We start from the raw sequence: 17,159 nt of genomic DNA, 5'->3' as shown, positions 1-17,159 counted from the left end.
TACTTTTGGAGGTGAAAAATTGGTTGGTAAAGGTGTAATAAGACCAGATGCATATGAAAAAGTATTAGGAAAAGTAATTTTTCCAGATGATTTAGAATTTGAAAATATGCTTTATGCAGGTGTTAAGAGAAGTTCTATTGCTTATGGAAAAGTTACGTCTGTAAATATAGATGAAGTTAAAAAGCTAGATGGTGTAATTGATGTTATAGATTATAAAGATATACCAGGTGAAATTACTCATGGTGTAGTTTTTAAAGATATTCCTATTTTAGTTAAAGATATTATAAAAAGAATTGGGGACTGTATAGTATTAGTTATAGCAAAAGATAAAGCAAGCTTAGAAAGTGCTTTAGAAAAAGTCAATATAGAGTATGAAGAGTACAAGGGGATATTTACAATAGAAGATGCATTGAAAAGTGATGCACCTATATTGGGTGATAAAAATAATATTTTATATCATATAGAAATTAAAAAAGGAAATGTTGAAGAGGCTTTTAGAAATTCTAAGTTTATTACAGTTAACAATTATTATACGCAAATGACTGATCATGCTTTTATGCAACCAGAAGTAGCTATTGCAGATTATAAAATTAATAATGAATTAGATTTATATGTTGCAACACAATATCCACATTATGATCGGGAAGAAGTTGCTAGATGTCTTAATTTAAAGGAAGAGCAAGTTAATGTTATTAATATGTCTATTGGAGGGGCGTTTGGTGGAAGAGAAGATATAAATCCTCAATGCCATGCAGCTATTGCTTCTTATTTAACAAAAAAGCCTGTTAAGATAATTTATTCAAGAGAAGAATCTACTATATCTCATAGTAAAAGGCATCCAATGAAAATGTATTATAAAACAGCTGTTAATAGTAATGGAAAATTATCTGCACTAAAGGCTAGAATATATGCTGATACTGGAGCTTATGCATCTTGGGGAATTAATGTTGTAAGAAAGGCAGCGGTACATGCTACAGGACCTTATGAAATTCCTAATGTAGATATAAAAGCATATGCTGTTTATACTAATAATCCGTTTTGTGGAGCAATGAGGGGCTTTGGAGCAGCACAGGTTCCAATAGCTTGTGAGTCTCAAATGGATATCTTAGCACAAAAGCTTAATATTCATCCTCTAAAATTTAGAAATATTAATGCTTTTACATGTGGAGACTATACTGCAACAGGGCAAAAGTTAGAAGAAAGTGTTGGAGTCAAGAAGTGTATAGAAAAATTAGCTTCTATTGATGGGGTTGATTTGTAAGGAGTAATTGAAATGAAAAAGAAAGGTATTGGATATTCCTCAACTTTTTATGGTACTGGTTATGGTAATGGATTTCCCGATGAATCAAGAGCAACAGCTAAAATAGAAAGTAATGGAACCATTAATATTTATGTTGAGGTATCAGATGTAGGTTCTGGTGGAAAAAGTGTAATGTGGCAAATTGCTACTAAAACTTTGAATATAGATGAAAAGTTAGTTAAAGTAATTAATACAAATACTAATAACATGAAGGACTCAGGAACTGCTGCTGCTAGTAGACAGACTTATAATACTGGTAATGCTGTTTTAAATGCTTGTGCTAAATTAAGAGATAATATTAATACCGTTATTGATAAAACAAAAAAACTATCTTCATCAGATGAGATTAAAAAGATACTTCATGATATGAATAAAAATAATATTTCAACATGTGAAGATGGTTATTTTAAAGCAAATACATCAAAAATTAATGAAAAAGATGGGCAAGGAAACCCTTATTGGCCATATACATTTGGAGTTCAAAGAGCTACTGTTATAGTAGATACTGAAACTGGTAAGATAGATATATTAGAAATTATAGCAGTTAATGATGCGGGGAAAATTATTAATCCTACTTTAGCAGAAGGGCAAGTAGAAGGTGGATGTTTAATGGGATTGGGATATGCTCTTATGGAAGAAATTAATTTAAATAAAGGGAAAATTAAAAATACAAATTTCTCTAGTTATATTATTCCTACTTCTATGGATATGCCAAATATAAAATCATATTTTGTTGAAGAAAATGAATCTACTGGACCTTTTGGTGCAAAGGGGTTAGGTGAACCAGCAATGTTACCAACGGCACCAGCTATTTTAAATGCAATTTATGATGCTATTGGCGTTAGATTTTATGAATTGCCAGTAACTTGTGAAAAGGTATTGGCAGCTTTAAAAAGAAAATGATAGTTTATGTGTAGATGGATTATATCTTATAAATTTAGATATAGTCCATTTTATATAGGTTAAAAAATAAAATATGTTCCTTTAAATTTTAATAATTTAATATTTGAATATTAACAATTAAAAATTCAAATAATAAAATTATTAAATTGATTGGAGGTAAAATAATGTTTGAACATAAAAAGCAACTATTGCATGAAGTAAAGGTTGAAAGACCTAATCCGCAATATGCAGTATTAATGCAAGAACAATTAGGTGGTGGAAATGGTGAGCTTAAAGCAGCAATGCAATATATTTCTCAAAGTTTTAGAATAAAGGATCCTGAAATTAAGGATTTATTTTTAGATATCGGAGCTGAAGAATTAAGCCATATGGAAATGGTTGCACAAACTATTAATTTATTAAATGGTCATGATGTTAATAATGATGAAGTTTGCAATGGTGAAATTCAAACTCATGTACAATGTGGATTATCACCAGTACTTATAAATTCATCAGGAGCTCCTTGGACTGCTGATTATGTAACTGTTACTGGCGATTTAGTTGCAGATTTATTATCAAATATAGCATCTGAACAAAGAGCAAAAGTTGTTTATGAATACCTTTATAGACAAATAGAAGATAAAGAAGTTAGAGCAACTATAGATTTTTTACTTAATAGAGAAGAGGCACATAATGCATTATTTAGAGAAGCTTTAAATAAAGTGCAAAAGAGTGGTTCAAATAAAGATTTTGGAGTTACTGAAGATTCTAAATTATACTTTGATTTATCAACACCAGGGCCTAAGCATGAAGCTCCTAATCCAACACCACCTTCATTTGAAAATCCTAGAAGATAATATTAATTATTGAAATTGTTATATTGGAGGAATAAATAATGGCAAATTTAAATCAAGTTGAATTACAAAATTTACGTCATTTAATTGGAGCTCATTGTACTATTGAAAAAAAGTTAGAGTTTTATTCTAAACAATGCACTGATCCAACCTTAAAAAATATGTTGGCTAAAGATGCACAAGATGCAAAAATTAATAAGGAAAAATTAATGTTCTTTTTAGAATAGGAGGATAATAGTATGCAAGAAAAAGAAATGATAAGTGATTATCTAGCTGGTTTAAATGCGAGTTTATCAGGGTATGGTACTATAATCTCTCAATGTGAAAATGAAGAATTACGTTCTACAATTCAGCTTATGAGGGATCAAGATGAGATTCGTCAATATGCTCTTTTTAAAATAGCTAAAGAAAAGGGATATTATATACCTGCTCAACAAGCAACACCTACTGAAATTGCTACAGTTAAACAACAACTTTCACAAGGATAATAGTTTTATTTAATTATATTAATATATTAAAAATACCGTATATTCATATTTGAATAATACGGTATTTTTGTATGAGATAAAAATTTTAGAATGCTCCATCTGTTTTATAGTGCATAAGAGAAATCTATTTTATTGCTCATTTCTTTTAACTTCTTCATACTTACACCTAAATATCTCATAGTTGTTTTTATATCAGAGTGATTTAATACATGTCTAACTAATTCTATATCATGTCCTGATTCTTCATATAGTGTATGCGCAAAAAGTTTTCTAAATGAATGAGTACCAATATTTTTATAACCTAAATAGTCAGTAATTATTTTTAATTGCTGTTGCATATTTCTTACTTTATTAGGATAAATAAAATCATCTTTATCCAAATTATTATTAACTGCATATTCTAATAATTTATTATACATTGCATCATTTAAATCTCTATTTTGCCATTTACCTGTTTTTATTTCCTTAATGGCAAATTTACTTCTATTAAAATCTGAAACCTTCAAATTAACTATATCTGAAGCTCTAAATCCTAATGTTGCCTGAAGTGCTAATGCAAAAGCTAAAGGTGAATTTGGTCTAAACTTTTTTTCTCTCCCTGTGTTTTTATCTAAATAAGTAAAACCTTCCTTACATAGTTTAATTATAGTTTCATACTCTTCCACCTCTAATGGTCTTGTGGCTTTATAATTTTTTTTTTACCCTCTTCTTTTATATTTTCATCATTTTTATATAATTTTTTATCATTTAAAATTGCTCCCTCTGTTTTTTGAGCTATTTTTTTAGAAATATTATTTGCTCCCTCTGTTTTGATGATATTTTCTTGAGTTTTTTCAGTAAACTCATTATTTTTTTCATATGCTTTCATTTGTTTATAAAATTCGTAGAATTTCATCATCTCTATCATCTCATCATTTAAATTCATTTAAAATTTCCTTTCTCGTACAAATCGATTTTTACCAAAAATAAAACTGCGCATTTTATATTTTAAAACTGCGTATTTTGCGTTTTTATATATTTATAATATCAGTAAAACGGCTTAAAATCAAGGGTTTGGTAAAAAACTGCGCACATTCGGGAATGTGCGCAGTTTTTTAAAAAAAGTAATATTGCTTTTTTTTATAGAATTTGAACTTTTTATATGTTATAATTGCATTATTAAGTTAACTAAAGTTAACTAAGTTAACTTTAGTTAACTGGGTTTAAAATGAAAGAGGTTTTAAGAATATGAAAAATAATGATAAAATAAATGAAAATCAAGAAATAATAGCTGAAAATAGTAGTGAAAAAGCTTTAGAGAACGAAGTAAATTCTTTTGATTTGCCTCAGGAAAATAGAGATAAGATAGAGACTAAGGGATTAAAGCTAAAAAAATCTACAAAAGAAAGATTAAATTCACTTCAAGCAAACTTTGATGATGCAGAAAGTATGGTAGTAGCATTGTTAAATCAATATGAGATTTTTAAGCTTGAAAGTAACGATAAATTTGCAGATAGAAAAGGAGAAATTGACAGATTTAATTTTCTTATGGAGTCTATAAAGGGATGCTTTGTAAACTCTTTAGAGATGGCTACATATATAGAAGATAAATGTACAGAAAAAATGAAGGGAGAAATAAAGAAAAAGGATAGAGTTATAGCCTTGTTGCAAGAGGAAAATAGTTCTTTAAATAAAAAAATAAAAGAAAATGAAATAGAAACTAGAAATAAAGGCAAGGAACTGGAAGAAACAAAAGAAAGCTTTACTAGAGTTAACTTAGCGTTAACTACTGTTGAAAAAGAGTTGAATGAAAAGTCTAAAGTTATTGAAAACCTGCAATTACATATAGCATCACTTTCTGATATATCTAAAGAGGATAAAGCTGTTAAGGAAGAAAATAGTGAACTAAGAGAAAAAATAAAATTATTAGAGTCGCAGTTAACCGAGGCTAAAATAGAGTTCCAGAGATTTGAATATCTAAAGAGTGATAATGAAAGATATATTGCTGAAATTTCGGATCTGAGAAAAGAAAAGAATGAATATAAAGTGTATAGCAACCAGTTAAATAATAAAATACAAGAGATTTTACTTGAAAAAGCTGATGAAATAGCAAGGCTTAATAATGAAAAAAATCAAGCTTTAAGAGAATGTGAGGAAATAAATGCTAGAGAGTTAAAAGAAGCAAATAATATCATTAGTAAATTAAAAGATGAATTATATGAATTAAAGTTAACTTTGAACCAATCAAATACAAAGAAGAGTTAATAAAAAAACGCTAGGGAGTTACCCTAGTGTTTTTTATTAACTATACTAGATAGACGTAGTTCACCGTTATCTAAAATTCTTATAAACCATTTAAAACTTGTACTATTTGAATTATTTTCAAAATTTATTATGCTTTTTTCTGGTAGTATAGGAATTAATATTGTATCATTTATTTTATTTTGAGTATTTATAAAAATAGAGCCTTCGTAATCTGTAAAGTAAGAACAAAGAGGGCTTAGATCAAGTGTTATTGTATTTGGGAGTTCTTTTGTGAATGGGCAAATAAACTCCTCTCTATTTTTAGTATTTTTAATAATTATCATTGAAAAGTTTAAGTGTTCATAATCTTTAGGTAGAAAATAAAGGATTAATTTATTATTGTTTTTAATACATTTTTCTAGGGAAATCTTTTTTATATATGATGACTTAATATAATTATTCATTGCAAATGACAATATATTCTCTCCTATAAAATTATTATTAATAAATATATTATGCAAAAATTTAAAAATAGATATAAAATATTAAAATTATAAAAATAATATTTTATTTGATAATGATAATACTAATATTAATATTATGAGTAAGGAGTGAGTTTTTTTGCCTATTGCACTTGTTACTGCTTTAATATCAGCTGGAGGATTAGTATTAGGCTCGGTAATTGGAGCTATTTGTAGCTGGTTTGTAAGTAAATTTTCTTTGAATGAACAAAAAAGAATCCAAAAAGAAAATTTAAACTATCAACAGCAGTGTAAATGTCAGGAAAAATATATTAATGCAAATATTATTAGACTAGATTTTTGCAACGCAATTTATCAAAGCATAAGATATTTGCAAAAGGAGGAAAAGTATCGATTTTATAGTTCCATACCTATTTATAAAGAGTATCATAAAATAGTTGCTTCTTTATGTAGTGATTATTCTTTAAAAGAATTAAGCTATATCTACCAGCTATATGGTGTTTTAGAAGAATGCTCTAAAATGGTAGAATTCTATTGGAAGAGCGGTTCGCCAGATAATATTGCTGTGCGAAATTCCTATAAGAATGTATTAGAAAAGATTTATGGAGATAATTATCTTAAAATTTTATCTAAAAATATTGATGATATTAGTTATAAAGAATTATATAGCGATTGTTTAATGAAAGAGGGATATAGAAATATTCTTAAATCTTTAGATGAAATTTGCAATATAGAACATGAATAAAAAAGATGATGGATATTACTCATCATCTTTTGCTTTATTTTAACATTTCAATCATTAAATCTAAAGTGTTTTTAGTCTTTTTTAAATTATCTATGTAATCTGCTATATGATGTTTATAATAATAAACACCATCGTCAGTAATAGAATAAATCTTTTTGCTTCGTTTGTTTAAAAAATCATCGCCTGTCCATTTGCTTATTACATAGCCCTTACTTTCAAGATCATATAAAGTTTCATAAATTGTACTTGATGATACTGGAAAAGGTAAGTTTGAATTTTGAAACACATCTTTAAATGCTTCTAATACTTTATTACCAAATATAACTTCTCCTTTTGATAATTCCTTTAATATATAAAATGAATATAACATTTTTGTGTTTACAACATTTCTAGGCGCTATAAGTCTATTTCTATTGGCATTCATACATGTATCACTCCTTAGATTACCATATATGATTATAATAACAAAAAAAATAAATGATGTCTAATTATAAAGAATTATATTTAGATTAGTGAACATAAAAAAGTAAAATTGAATACTATATATTAAAGTACCAATGATAGGAGATGGGAAACATGTCAAAGAAGTGTTGTAGAAGAAACAATTGCTGCCAAAACAATTGTTGCTGTACTTGTTGTAATCCTTGCAATTGTAATAATTTCGGTTGTGGAGGTTTTAATAATTGCGGTGGCTGTGGAGGTTTCGGTAATTGTGGTGGCTTTGGTAATTGCGGTGGCTTTGGCAATTGTGGCGGCTTTGGTGGCGGCTGCGGTGGCTGGGCTTGGTGGATAATTTTATTATTATTCTTCGGTGGCGGTTGCTGGTAATTTATAGCTTAGTGTACCAAAAAGTGTATCAAATTTTTGGTGCACTTTTTTATTAATCATAAATTTATTTATAGGATTATGGAGAAACTATTTTAGAAAGAAACTCTAGAGGTGTTGTTAGATGCGAAAAAATATATTTCTATTTAACTTAATATTAATTATGCTAATAACCTTAAATTGTAATATGGCATATGCAGAACCAAATGAAAGTACAGAACAGAATGAAGAGATAGAGAATGAGCCATACAAAACTTTAGAAGAGTTAAAAAAGGAATTAAAAGAGGAAAGGAGGCAAATAGATCAACAAAGGTTAGAAGAAATTAGAAAGAAAGAGCAGGAAAAGAGAGAAGAGTTAGGTGAAACTGAAAATGTAGAAAAAAATGATGAAAATGCAAAGAAAAAAAGTGAAGCTAAAAAGAGCAAAGAAAATGAATATATACCATCATTAATAGTGAGGTTGAGAGGGAAACATTCAGCTAAATATTTATGTTCATATCACTTTGTTATAGAAGATGATAATACTGAAAGTGAACTTGATAAAACTAATTTTGATGATTATCAAATACTTTTGAAAAAACCTTCTTTGAAAGTTAGGGCTGGAGAAGTAATAAATTTTGAATTTAGCGAGAAACCTATTAAAGTTAGAGCTTATATTTGGGGTGATGAAATTAAAGAGTTGGAAATGAAAAGAGGTACTATAAAAGTTCCGCAATTAGATAAGAAAATAGTAGTTGGAGTTGAAGGTACATATAAAAATGGAAAAATACTTTATGCAGTTGTTTTAGATATTAGAGGCTAATATATATTAAAAAGTATGTATTGAAATTAAATGTTATATACGGAGGAAAATAATATGAATGAACAAACTTATGAAAAAAATATTTATCAAGAGTTAAAATGTGAAAATATAAATGCAGAAGAAAAAACAGAGAACAATGATGAAGAAAAATTAAAAAAGGAACAAGCAAAGGTTTCTGAAATAAAAGAATTAGGAACTAGTAATATGTCAGGACCGGATCAAAGTATTCAAATTTTGCCGATAATTGGTCAAATTGAAGGTCATGTAGTTTTACCACCACAAACTAAAGCTACAAAATATGAACATATAATCCCACAATTAATTTCTATGGAGCAAAATGATAAAGTAAAAGGAATATTAATTGTATTAAATACAGTAGGTGGGGATGTTGAGGCAGGTTTGGCTATTGCAGAAATGATATGTTCTTTATCAAAACCGACAGTTTCTATTGTAATTGGTGGTGGGCATTCTATAGGAGTTCCTTTAGCTACTTCAGCAGATTATTCATTTATTACTCCATCAGCAACTATGATAGTTCATCCTGTTAGAATGAATGGTTTTGTAATTGGAGTAGCGCAAACATTCCATTATTTTAAGAAGATGCAAGAACGTATAAATAACTTTATTGTTAGAACATCTAAAATAGATAAGGATGAATTAGAAAGAATGATGTTAAAATCAGATGAGTTATTAAATGATATGGGAACTATTTTAATTGGAGAACAGGCAGTAGAATGTGGGTTAATAGATAATGTTGGTGGAATAAAGGATGCTTTAGATAAATTAGATGAACTTATAAGAAATAATCAAGAAAAGGATAAATAAAGTAAAATAAAAAAGAAATTCCGATTAAGGAGTTTCTTTTTTATTTAAAATGTGTTTAAAATATTTATAAGCTATAATATAATAAAATTTGCTAAAAATGATGTTTTTTTAATATAGAGGTGATTTAATGGGAACAGGGAGTAAAAAAAGGAATATAAAAAAGAAAGGTAATGAATCTGATGAGAAGAAAGGGGATGTTAAAGCAGTATTATATATTGCAATAGGAATATTACTAGCATTTTCAACTTATACAGATCTAGCTGGAGTTTTATCAGTAATATCTAGAAAAACAATGTATAATATGTTTGGTATTATAGTATATCTTGTGCCTGTATACCTTGTTTATTTTGGCATAGATACAATAAGGTCTAAGGGGACGATAAAATACTCTAGGAGATTTTTTAGTATTACAGTAATTGCTATAGTTATTTGGTTATTTTGTAGTACGATGTCAATTCAGTTTGCCAGCGGTTCTGCATATAACAATGAAAGTTTTTTAGAAATGATTAAAAAAATGCATTTTTCAAATAATTATTCTCTTCATGGTGGATTTTTTGGTTTTCTGATTGCATATCCATTATCAAAGTTAATAGGTTATATAGGAAGTTATATATTATATAGTACTTTATTTTTAATAGGAATGATATTGTTAATGGATATAACTTTATATGATATATATGTAAAGGGAAAGAAGATGATAACTGCATTTATAGGAATTGGTTTTTCTAAAAATGAAGTTAAAAAAGAGAAAGTTAGAAAAAGAAAAGAAAAAAATATTAATAATGATACTATTGAAGTTATAGTTCCTGATGGAAAGAATGAAGAGGATGAATTTATAAAAGGGATAAATAATAAAATACAAATACTTGATTTCATGAAAAACTCAGAGTTACAAGATATGAATCCCCTTCAAAATTTTAATTTGGAGAATACTGAAGTTTACGAACGAAATAATATGTCTGATAGTGTGAGTAGCTCAAGAAGACATAGTAAAAATTTATCTCATGCAGATAAAGAAGTTGTAAGTAAGGAGATAGAACATTCGATAAATGAAGTAGGTGAAACAGTTAAAAAAGATTACTTATTCCCTACTATGGATTTACTAAATGTAAACTCTAAACTTAAATTAAAAAATGAAGATAAAAAAGATTTAATTGAAAATGCAAATAAATTAGAAGAAACTCTTTCTAACTTTGGAGTAGAGGCTAAAGTAGTCCAAGTTACTAAAGGACCCTCTGTTACTAGATTTGAACTGCAACCAAGTCCGGGGGTAAAAGTATCCAAAATAGTTAACTTACAAGATGATATCGCTTTGGGGTTAGCGGCAAATGGAGTTAGAATGGAGGCGCCGATTCCAGGAAAAGCAGCTATTGGTATTGAAGTACCTAATAAAAAGCAGTCACCTGTATTTCTAAGGGAAGTTCTTGATTCTAAAGAGTTTACAAGTACTAATAAAAATTTAGCTTTTGCATTAGGGAAAGACATTACTGGAAAATGTATAGTCGGTGATTTGAGTAAAATGCCACATATGTTAATTGCAGGAGCCACTGGTTCAGGAAAATCTGTTTGTATAAACTCCCTTATAATAAGTTTATTATATAAGTACTCTCCAGATCAAGTTAAGCTTCTTATGGTTGATCCTAAAGTTGTTGAGTTGAGTGTTTATAATGGAATACCACATTTATTAATCCCTGTTGTAACAGATCCTAAAAAGGCTGCAGGAGCTCTTAATTGGGCAGTTAATGAGATGAACAAACGATATAATTTATTCTCTCAAATGAAGGTGAAAAATATAGAATCATATAATAATCTTTTTGATAAAGGGGAAATACAAGAAAAATTACCTTATATAGTAGTAATTGTAGATGAACTTGCAGATTTGATGATGGCATGTCCTAATGATGTAGAAGATTATATTTGTAGGTTAGCACAAATGGCTAGAGCGGCAGGGATGCACTTGATTATAGCTACACAAAGACCATCTGTAGATGTAATAACAGGAGTAATAAAGGCTAATATACCTTCTAGAGTTTCTTTTGCTGTTTCATCTGGAACAGACTCAAGAACTATACTAGATCAGGTTGGAGCTGAAAAACTTCTTGGCAGAGGGGATATGCTATATTATCCTATAGGCGAGAATAAACCTGTTAGAGTTCAAGGTGCATTTATTTCTGAAGAAGAAGTTGAAAATGTAGTTGACTTTATAAAGCAATCTGATGAAGATATTGATTATTCGGAAGATATATTAAATCATATAAATAATGAAGTAAGTACTGAATCTATAGTGACTAATGAAGGTGATGAGTTATTAGAAGAGGCTATGAAAATAGTTGTAGAATATCAACAAGCTTCAACGTCTTTTATACAAAGAAAATTAAGAGTCGGATTTAATAGGGCATCTAGAATAATGGATGAGTTGGAAGAACGTGGTGTGATTTCTGAAAAGGATGGAAGTAAACCAAGACAAGTATTAATTGAAAAAGAAGATATGTATGATAGTCAATAGTATAAAACACTTGTAAATATAAGATAGTTAAATTACAATAAATATTATTATTTGAACTTAGGAGGAAATTATTTTGGAAAAATATAAAGTTGGAATGGTCAGCTTAGGATGCGATAAAAATAGAGTTGATTCAGAATTAATATTGGGGTCAATAAACAAACATTATGAGATAACTAATGATGCAAAGAAAGCAGACATAATTATTGTTAATACATGTGGATTCATAGAAAGTGCTAAACAAGAATCTATTGATACAATTTTAGAAATGGCAGAATATAAAAATAAATATAAATGTAAAATGTTAATTGCTACAGGATGCTTAACTCAAAGATATGGAGATGAACTATTAGATTTAATTCCTGAAATAGATATATTAATGGGTGTTAATGATTATATGAAATTACACAGATTAATATTAGACTTTATAAAGGATCAAAAAAGAATTTCATCAGCGACCTATAGTGATGAGGGGATTAATGAAGGAATTAGATTGCTAACAACTAAGCAGCATACTGCATATGTTAGAATTGCTGAAGGATGTAATAATTTCTGCACTTACTGCATAATTCCTAAAATTAGAGGAAAGTTTAGAAGTAGATTAGAAAAAAATATTTTAGATGAAGTAAATATGTTAGTTAATAATGGAGTTAAGGAAATAATTTTAATTGCCCAAGATTTAACTGATTACGGAGTGGATATTTATGGTAAAAGAATGCTTCATGATTTAATATCTAAAATATCTAAGATAGATGGGGTTGAATGGATAAGATTATTATATTGTTATCCAGAAGAAATTACAGATGAATTAATTGAAGAAATTGCTAGAAATGAAAAAGTTGTTAAATATTTAGATTTACCAATTCAACATATAAGTAGCGATGTTTTAAAGAAAATGGGAAGAAGAACTAATAAAGATGCTATTATTAGTAAAATTGATACTTTAAGAAGCAAAGTTCCTGGAATAGCTTTAAGAACATCTTTAATCGTTGGGTTCCCTGGTGAGACAGAGGAAAATTTTGAAGAGTTAGAGAATTTCTTAAAGGATTATAAACTAGAAAATGTTGGAGTGTTTGCATATTCTCAAGAAGAAGATACTCCAGCTGCTAAAATGGATTGTCAAATTGATGAAGAGGTTAAGATTCAACGTCAAAAGAAACTTATGGCAATTCAAAGAGAGGTAGTTAAGGCTCAAAATAAATTGAAAATAGGAAATATTTATGATACTATTATAGATGGAAATAGTGGAGAATATTACATTGGAAGAAGCTATGAGATGGCGCCTGAGATTGATGGTCTTATTTACATAAAAAAAGAAAAATCATTAAATTTAGGTGATATAGTAAAAGTTAAGATTCATGATGTTATGGAGTACGATTTAATGGGAGAGGTTTTAGATGAATTTAGCAAATAAATTGACAATGATTAGAATCTTTTTAGTACCTGTCTTCTTGGTTTTTATAACAGTAAAAGATATTCCTTATGGATCAATAATAGCAACTGTTATATTTATTATAGCATCGCTAACTGATCAATTAGATGGGTATATAGCTAGAAGTAGAAATCAAATAACTAATTTTGGGAAATTTATGGATCCATTAGCAGATAAGCTATTAGTAACAGCAGCATTAGTTTCTTTAGTTGAACTAAAGTTAGTGCCAGGTTGGGCTGTAGTTGTAATTTTAGCAAGAGAATTTGCAGTTTCAGGATTAAGAACATTAGCTGCGTCTGATGGTATAGTTATTGCTGCTAGTTGGTGGGGGAAAATTAAAACAGTAACACAGATGATAGCAATAATAATATTATTATTAAAGGTAAATATTAATACATCTGCAAATGCAATAAGTTTTGTAAATAATAATAGCTTCCTAAGTGGTTTCTTTACGTATGTACCAGAAACTATAATGTTTATAGCTGTTTTAATAACAATAATTTCAGGAATTGATTATTTTGTAAAGAATAGACATGTAATTTCTATGAAATAGATGTTTAATAATAGCTAAAGTGGATATAATTTTTAAAAAAGGTTCCTTCTATATTTTATAGTAGGAACTTTTAATGTATAAAAAATATAATAAATGTTGACTATAAATTAAATATAAATTATAATTTAGTCATAGAAGAACAAATGTTCATGAAAGGGTGGTTATTTTATGGCAAATATAGATGAAAATAAGTTAAAAGCAATTGAGAATGCAATGAGTCAAATTGAGAAGCAATTTGGTAAAGGTTCTATAATGAAGTTAGGTGAGCACAGTACTTTGAATATAGATTCAATTTCAACTGGTTGTCTTGATTTAGATATAGCTTTAGGAATAGGTGGAGTTCCAAGAGGAAGAATAATAGAAATTTATGGACCGGAAAGTTCAGGTAAAACAACAGTTGCATTACATGTAGCTGCAGAAGCTCAAAAATTAGGGGGAGCAGTAGCTTTCGTAGATGCTGAGCATGCTTTAGATCCAAGTTATGCAAGAAATGTAGGAGTAGATACAGAAAATCTTATAGTATCTCAACCAGATACAGGAGAACAAGGTCTTGAAATTGCAGAAGCCTTAGTTAGATCTGGAGCTATAGATGTTCTTGTAGTTGACTCCGTTGCAGCCTTAGTTCCAAGAGCTGAAATAGAAGGTGAAATGGGAGATTCTCACGTTGGATTACAAGCTAGATTAATGTCTCAAGCGTTAAGAAAATTAACTGGTACAATTAATAAGTCTAAATGTGTAGTTATTTTTATAAATCAATTAAGAGAAAAAGTTGGAGTTATGTTTGGAAATCCGGAAACAACTACAGGAGGAAGAGCACTTAAATTCTATTCAAGTATAAGAATGGATGTAAGAAGAATAGATTCAATAAAGCAAGGTGACGAAATTGTTGGTAACAGAACAAGAGTTAAGATAATGAAAAATAAAGTTGCTCCTCCATTTAAACAAGCTGAATTTGACATAATGTATAATGAGGGTATTTCTAGAACAGGAAATATTGTTGATGTTGGTGTTAAAGAAAATATTGTTCAAAAGAGTGGTGCTTGGTTCTCTTATGGAGAAATAAGATTAGGGCAAGGTAGAGAAAACGCTAAGCAATATTTAAAAGAGAATCCAGAAATTGCATTAGAAATTGAAAATAAGATAAGAGCAAAATATGAATTACCGTTAATGGAAGATAAAAGTAAAAAAATAGATAAAAAAGAAAATAAATAAGTAATTAAAAGGACTATATAATTAATATTAATTATATAGTCCTTTAATATATCTATTTAAATAGGGAATACTAAAAAAAGAAGTGTATACCTATAATTTCTTATAGGTATATAACAATCAACTAATCTTGACATAATTTTGTTTTTAAGGTAAAATAATAACAAATACTGGTTTATCATATTCATAGGGACAGTGAGAATAATATGGCACCTAGACGTTCTCTATTCAAATATAAATAGAGATTTATGCGAGGAGGTGTTAATTTGAATAATATATTACCAATGATATTGGTTGATATTTTATTATTAGTAGTATTCGGTTTTATCGTATACAAAGCTATACAAAAAGCCACACAAAAGAAAGTTTTATTTTTAGAAAAAGAAGCTGATGATTTAGTGGAAAAAGCTAAAAGAGAAGCTGAAGCGACTAAAAAGGAAGCTATTTTAGAGGCTAAAGAAGAGGTTCACAGACTAAGAAATGATTTAGACAGAGATTCTCGTGAGAGAAGAAATGAAATTCAAAGGCTTGAAAGAAGAATTCTTCAAAGAGAAGAATCTTTAGACAAAAAGAGTGATCTTTTAGAAAAGAAAGAAGAAACTATCAATAAGAGATTGCAAGAAATTGATCAAATGGAAGAAAATGTTCAGCAGTTATATGCAAAAAGAAGAGAAGAATTAGAGAGAATTTCAAATTTAACATCAGAAGAAGCTAAAGAAATTCTTCTGGGAGAAGTTAGAAAGGAAGTTTCTCATGATGCAGCTTTATTGATTAAAGAAATTGAATCAAAAGCTAAAGAAGAGGCTGATAAAAAGTCTAGAGAAATTATAACTACTGCAATTCAAAGATGTGCAGCTGATCATGTATCTGAATCAACAGTTCATGTGGTTGCATTACCAAATGATGAAATGAAAGGCAGAATTATTGGAAGAGAAGGTAGAAACATAAGAACACTCGAAACATTAACAGGAGTAGATTTAATAATTGATGATACTCCAGAAGCAGTTATTTTATCTAGTTTCGATCCTATAAGAAGAGAAGTAGCTAGAATAGCACTTGAAAAATTGATTGTAGATGGAAGAATACATCCAGCTAGAATTGAGGAAATGGTTGAAAGAGCCAAAAAAGATGTTGAAAATGATATTAAAGAAGAAGGCGAACAAGCGACTTTAGAAACAGGTGTACATGGTTTACATCCTGAAATTATAAGACTTTTAGGAAGATTAAAGTATAGAACTAGCTATGGTCAAAATGTGTTAAAACATTCAATAGAAGTTGCATACTTAGCAAGCGTAATGGCTTCAGAATTAGGTCTTGATGTAAATTTAGCTAAAAGAGCTGGATTGTTGCATGACATTGGTAAGGCAATAGACCAAGAACAAGAAGGACCTCATGCTTTAATTGGTGGGGATTTTGCTAAAAAGTATCATGAATCACCTTTAGTTGTTAATGCTATTGCAGCACACCATGGTGATGTTGAAATGATGTCTTTAGAAGCTGTTTTAGTTCAAGCAGCTGATGCAATATCAGCAGCTAGACCTGGTGCAAGAAGAGAAACGCTAGAAGCTTATATTAAGAGATTAGAGAAACTTGAAGAAATTGCAAATTCTTATGAGGGCGTAGATAAGTCATATGCCATTCAAGCTGGAAGAGAAATTAGAATCATGGTTAAACCAGAACAATTAGACGATGCTGGTTCTATTGAATTAGCTCGTGATTTAGCTAAAAGTGTTGAAGAACAATTAGAGTATCCAGGGCAAATTAAGATTAATGTAATAAGAGAAATAAGAGCTGTGGATTTTGCTAAATAAATAAAAAATACATTTTGTACAATTACAAAATGTATTTTTTTTGTATAAATGAATACTACCTGCTGTGCAGGTATGTTCAGATTAGCTTAAGCGTTGAGTATATAAAAAAACTCCTTTTGTCAATAATTAAAAAAGGTTCGCAGCCAAATTTAATAGACAAAAGGAGGATCCATATAATGGATAACAATAGTTTATCACATACGAAATATAACTGTAAATACCATA

19 protein-coding genes are annotated in these 17,159 nt (G+C 28.7%); 15 read left to right on the top strand and 4 right to left on the bottom strand.

The annotated features are described in order from the left end of the window. Positions 1–19: 19 nt before the first annotated feature. The 5 genes from I2E98_RS16285 to I2E98_RS03480 all read left to right on the top strand — a co-directional run bounded on the left by I2E98_RS16285 (position 20) and on the right by I2E98_RS03480 (position 3,524). A complete protein-coding gene (locus I2E98_RS16285; protein ID WP_195467580.1) occupies positions 20–1,261 on the top strand; it encodes a molybdopterin cofactor-binding domain-containing protein in 1,242 nt (413 codons plus the stop codon). A gap of 12 nt (positions 1,262–1,273) precedes the next feature. After that, positions 1,274–2,203 carry a molybdopterin cofactor-binding domain-containing protein gene (locus I2E98_RS16280; RefSeq protein WP_195467579.1) on the top strand — a complete coding sequence of 310 codons (930 nt, stop codon included), beginning with the start codon at positions 1,274–1,276 and terminating at the stop codon, positions 2,201–2,203. Between the two features lie 164 nt (positions 2,204–2,367). Further along, complete coding sequence (locus tag I2E98_RS03490) at positions 2,368–3,039, top strand: manganese catalase family protein (RefSeq protein ID WP_195467578.1); 672 nt, start codon at positions 2,368–2,370, stop codon at positions 3,037–3,039. Positions 3,040–3,077: 38 nt separating this feature from the next. Next, positions 3,078–3,263: a hypothetical protein gene (locus tag I2E98_RS03485; protein WP_195467577.1), complete on the top strand. Its 186-nt coding sequence runs from the start codon at positions 3,078–3,080 to the stop codon at positions 3,261–3,263. Positions 3,264–3,275: 12 nt separating this feature from the next. Further along, positions 3,276–3,524 carry a spore coat protein gene (locus I2E98_RS03480; protein WP_195467576.1) on the top strand — a complete coding sequence of 83 codons (249 nt, stop codon included), beginning with the start codon at positions 3,276–3,278 and terminating at the stop codon, positions 3,522–3,524. A 104-nt stretch (positions 3,525–3,628) separates the two neighbouring features. Here the strand turns inward: I2E98_RS03480 and I2E98_RS03475 are convergent, their stop codons facing one another. Beyond that, entirely contained in the window at positions 3,629–4,189 is a 561-nt protein-coding gene (locus I2E98_RS03475) for a tyrosine-type recombinase/integrase (protein ID WP_195467575.1), read from the bottom strand. Between the two features lie 2 nt (positions 4,190–4,191). Further along, positions 4,192–4,449, bottom strand: a complete 258-nt coding sequence (locus I2E98_RS03470; protein WP_195467574.1) for a hypothetical protein — start codon at positions 4,447–4,449, stop codon at positions 4,192–4,194. Between the two features lie 302 nt (positions 4,450–4,751). On the opposite strand from I2E98_RS03470, the gene I2E98_RS03465 reads away from it, so the two are divergent. Next, on the top strand, positions 4,752–5,768 hold the full coding sequence (locus tag I2E98_RS03465; RefSeq protein WP_195467573.1) for a hypothetical protein: 1,017 nt from the start codon (positions 4,752–4,754) through the stop codon (positions 5,766–5,768). Positions 5,769–5,791: 23 nt separating this feature from the next. Here I2E98_RS03465 and I2E98_RS03460 read toward each other — a convergent pair whose 3' ends face one another. After that, positions 5,792–6,223, bottom strand: coding sequence for a hypothetical protein (locus I2E98_RS03460; RefSeq protein WP_195467572.1), 432 nt, complete (start codon positions 6,221–6,223; stop codon positions 5,792–5,794). A gap of 145 nt (positions 6,224–6,368) precedes the next feature. Here I2E98_RS03460 and I2E98_RS03455 point away from each other — a divergent pair, with 145 nt between their 5' ends. Next, entirely contained in the window at positions 6,369–6,974 is a 606-nt protein-coding gene (locus tag I2E98_RS03455; protein ID WP_195467571.1) for a hypothetical protein, read from the top strand. A gap of 34 nt (positions 6,975–7,008) precedes the next feature. Here I2E98_RS03455 and I2E98_RS03450 read toward each other — a convergent pair whose 3' ends face one another. Then, the gene (locus I2E98_RS03450; protein ID WP_195467570.1) at positions 7,009–7,398 is read right to left on the bottom strand and encodes a PadR family transcriptional regulator; all 390 of its coding nucleotides are present in this window, start codon (positions 7,396–7,398) and stop codon (positions 7,009–7,011) included. Positions 7,399–7,550: 152 nt separating this feature from the next. Here I2E98_RS03450 and I2E98_RS03445 point away from each other — a divergent pair, with 152 nt between their 5' ends. The 8 genes from I2E98_RS03445 (at position 7,551) to rny (ending at position 16,934) form a co-directional block, all read left to right on the top strand. Beyond that, positions 7,551–7,802 carry a ground-like protein gene (locus I2E98_RS03445; RefSeq protein WP_195467569.1) on the top strand — a complete coding sequence of 84 codons (252 nt, stop codon included), beginning with the start codon at positions 7,551–7,553 and terminating at the stop codon, positions 7,800–7,802. Positions 7,803–7,923: 121 nt separating this feature from the next. Next, positions 7,924–8,601 (top strand): hypothetical protein, encoded by a 678-nt coding sequence (locus I2E98_RS03440; protein ID WP_195467568.1) that lies wholly within the window; start codon positions 7,924–7,926, stop codon positions 8,599–8,601. Positions 8,602–8,655: 54 nt separating this feature from the next. Next, the gene (locus I2E98_RS03435) at positions 8,656–9,426 is read left to right on the top strand and encodes an ATP-dependent Clp protease proteolytic subunit (protein WP_207737563.1); all 771 of its coding nucleotides are present in this window, start codon (positions 8,656–8,658) and stop codon (positions 9,424–9,426) included. A 127-nt stretch (positions 9,427–9,553) separates the two neighbouring features. Continuing rightward, positions 9,554–11,932, top strand: a complete 2,379-nt coding sequence (locus I2E98_RS03430) for a DNA translocase FtsK (RefSeq protein WP_195467567.1) — start codon at positions 9,554–9,556, stop codon at positions 11,930–11,932. A gap of 73 nt (positions 11,933–12,005) precedes the next feature. Beyond that, the gene (rimO, locus tag I2E98_RS03425) at positions 12,006–13,343 is read left to right on the top strand and encodes a 30S ribosomal protein S12 methylthiotransferase RimO (protein WP_195467566.1); all 1,338 of its coding nucleotides are present in this window, start codon (positions 12,006–12,008) and stop codon (positions 13,341–13,343) included. Continuing rightward, complete coding sequence (gene pgsA / locus I2E98_RS03420; protein WP_195467565.1) at positions 13,327–13,914, top strand: CDP-diacylglycerol--glycerol-3-phosphate 3-phosphatidyltransferase; 588 nt, start codon at positions 13,327–13,329, stop codon at positions 13,912–13,914. Before rimO ends, pgsA begins: the two co-directional genes overlap by 17 nt. A 168-nt stretch (positions 13,915–14,082) precedes the next feature. Beyond that, entirely contained in the window at positions 14,083–15,126 is a 1,044-nt protein-coding gene (gene recA / locus I2E98_RS03415; RefSeq protein WP_195467564.1) for a recombinase RecA, read from the top strand. Positions 15,127–15,407: 281 nt separating this feature from the next. Further along, positions 15,408–16,934, top strand: a complete 1,527-nt coding sequence (gene rny, locus I2E98_RS03410; RefSeq protein WP_195467728.1) for a ribonuclease Y — start codon at positions 15,408–15,410, stop codon at positions 16,932–16,934. Positions 16,935–17,159 lie beyond the last annotated feature (225 nt).

This window comes from Clostridium sp. D43t1_170807_H7 (assembly GCF_015555905.1).
Classification (GTDB): Bacteria; Bacillota; Clostridia; order Clostridiales; family Clostridiaceae; genus Clostridium.
Note: the sequence above shows the minus strand (reverse complement) of the source record. Positions and strands in the feature narration are given on the sequence as shown.

Excerpts from the sequence above, each read along its gene's own strand:
- I2E98_RS16280 (WP_195467579.1), top strand. The coding sequence starts at position 1,274 with ATGAAAAAGAAAGGTATTGGATATTCCTCAACTTTTTATGGTACTGGT.
- I2E98_RS03490 (WP_195467578.1), top strand. The coding sequence starts at position 2,368 with ATGTTTGAACATAAAAAGCAACTATTGCATGAAGTAAAGGTTGAAAGA.
- I2E98_RS03485 (WP_195467577.1), top strand. The coding sequence starts at position 3,078 with ATGGCAAATTTAAATCAAGTTGAATTACAAAATTTACGTCATTTAATT.
- I2E98_RS03480 (WP_195467576.1), top strand. The coding sequence starts at position 3,276 with ATGCAAGAAAAAGAAATGATAAGTGATTATCTAGCTGGTTTAAATGCG.
- I2E98_RS03470 (WP_195467574.1), bottom strand. The coding sequence starts at position 4,449 with ATGAATTTAAATGATGAGATGATAGAGATGATGAAATTCTACGAATTT.
- I2E98_RS03465 (WP_195467573.1), top strand. The coding sequence starts at position 4,752 with ATGAAAAATAATGATAAAATAAATGAAAATCAAGAAATAATAGCTGAA.
- I2E98_RS03450 (WP_195467570.1), bottom strand. The coding sequence starts at position 7,398 with ATGAATGCCAATAGAAATAGACTTATAGCGCCTAGAAATGTTGTAAAC.
- I2E98_RS03445 (WP_195467569.1), top strand. The coding sequence starts at position 7,551 with ATGTCAAAGAAGTGTTGTAGAAGAAACAATTGCTGCCAAAACAATTGT.
- I2E98_RS03440 (WP_195467568.1), top strand. The coding sequence starts at position 7,924 with ATGCGAAAAAATATATTTCTATTTAACTTAATATTAATTATGCTAATA.
- I2E98_RS03435 (WP_207737563.1), top strand. The coding sequence starts at position 8,656 with ATGAATGAACAAACTTATGAAAAAAATATTTATCAAGAGTTAAAATGT.
- I2E98_RS03430 (WP_195467567.1), top strand. The coding sequence starts at position 9,554 with ATGGGAACAGGGAGTAAAAAAAGGAATATAAAAAAGAAAGGTAATGAA.
- pgsA (WP_195467565.1), top strand. The coding sequence starts at position 13,327 with ATGAATTTAGCAAATAAATTGACAATGATTAGAATCTTTTTAGTACCT.
- recA (WP_195467564.1), top strand. The coding sequence starts at position 14,083 with ATGGCAAATATAGATGAAAATAAGTTAAAAGCAATTGAGAATGCAATG.
- rny (WP_195467728.1), top strand. The coding sequence starts at position 15,408 with ATGATATTGGTTGATATTTTATTATTAGTAGTATTCGGTTTTATCGTA.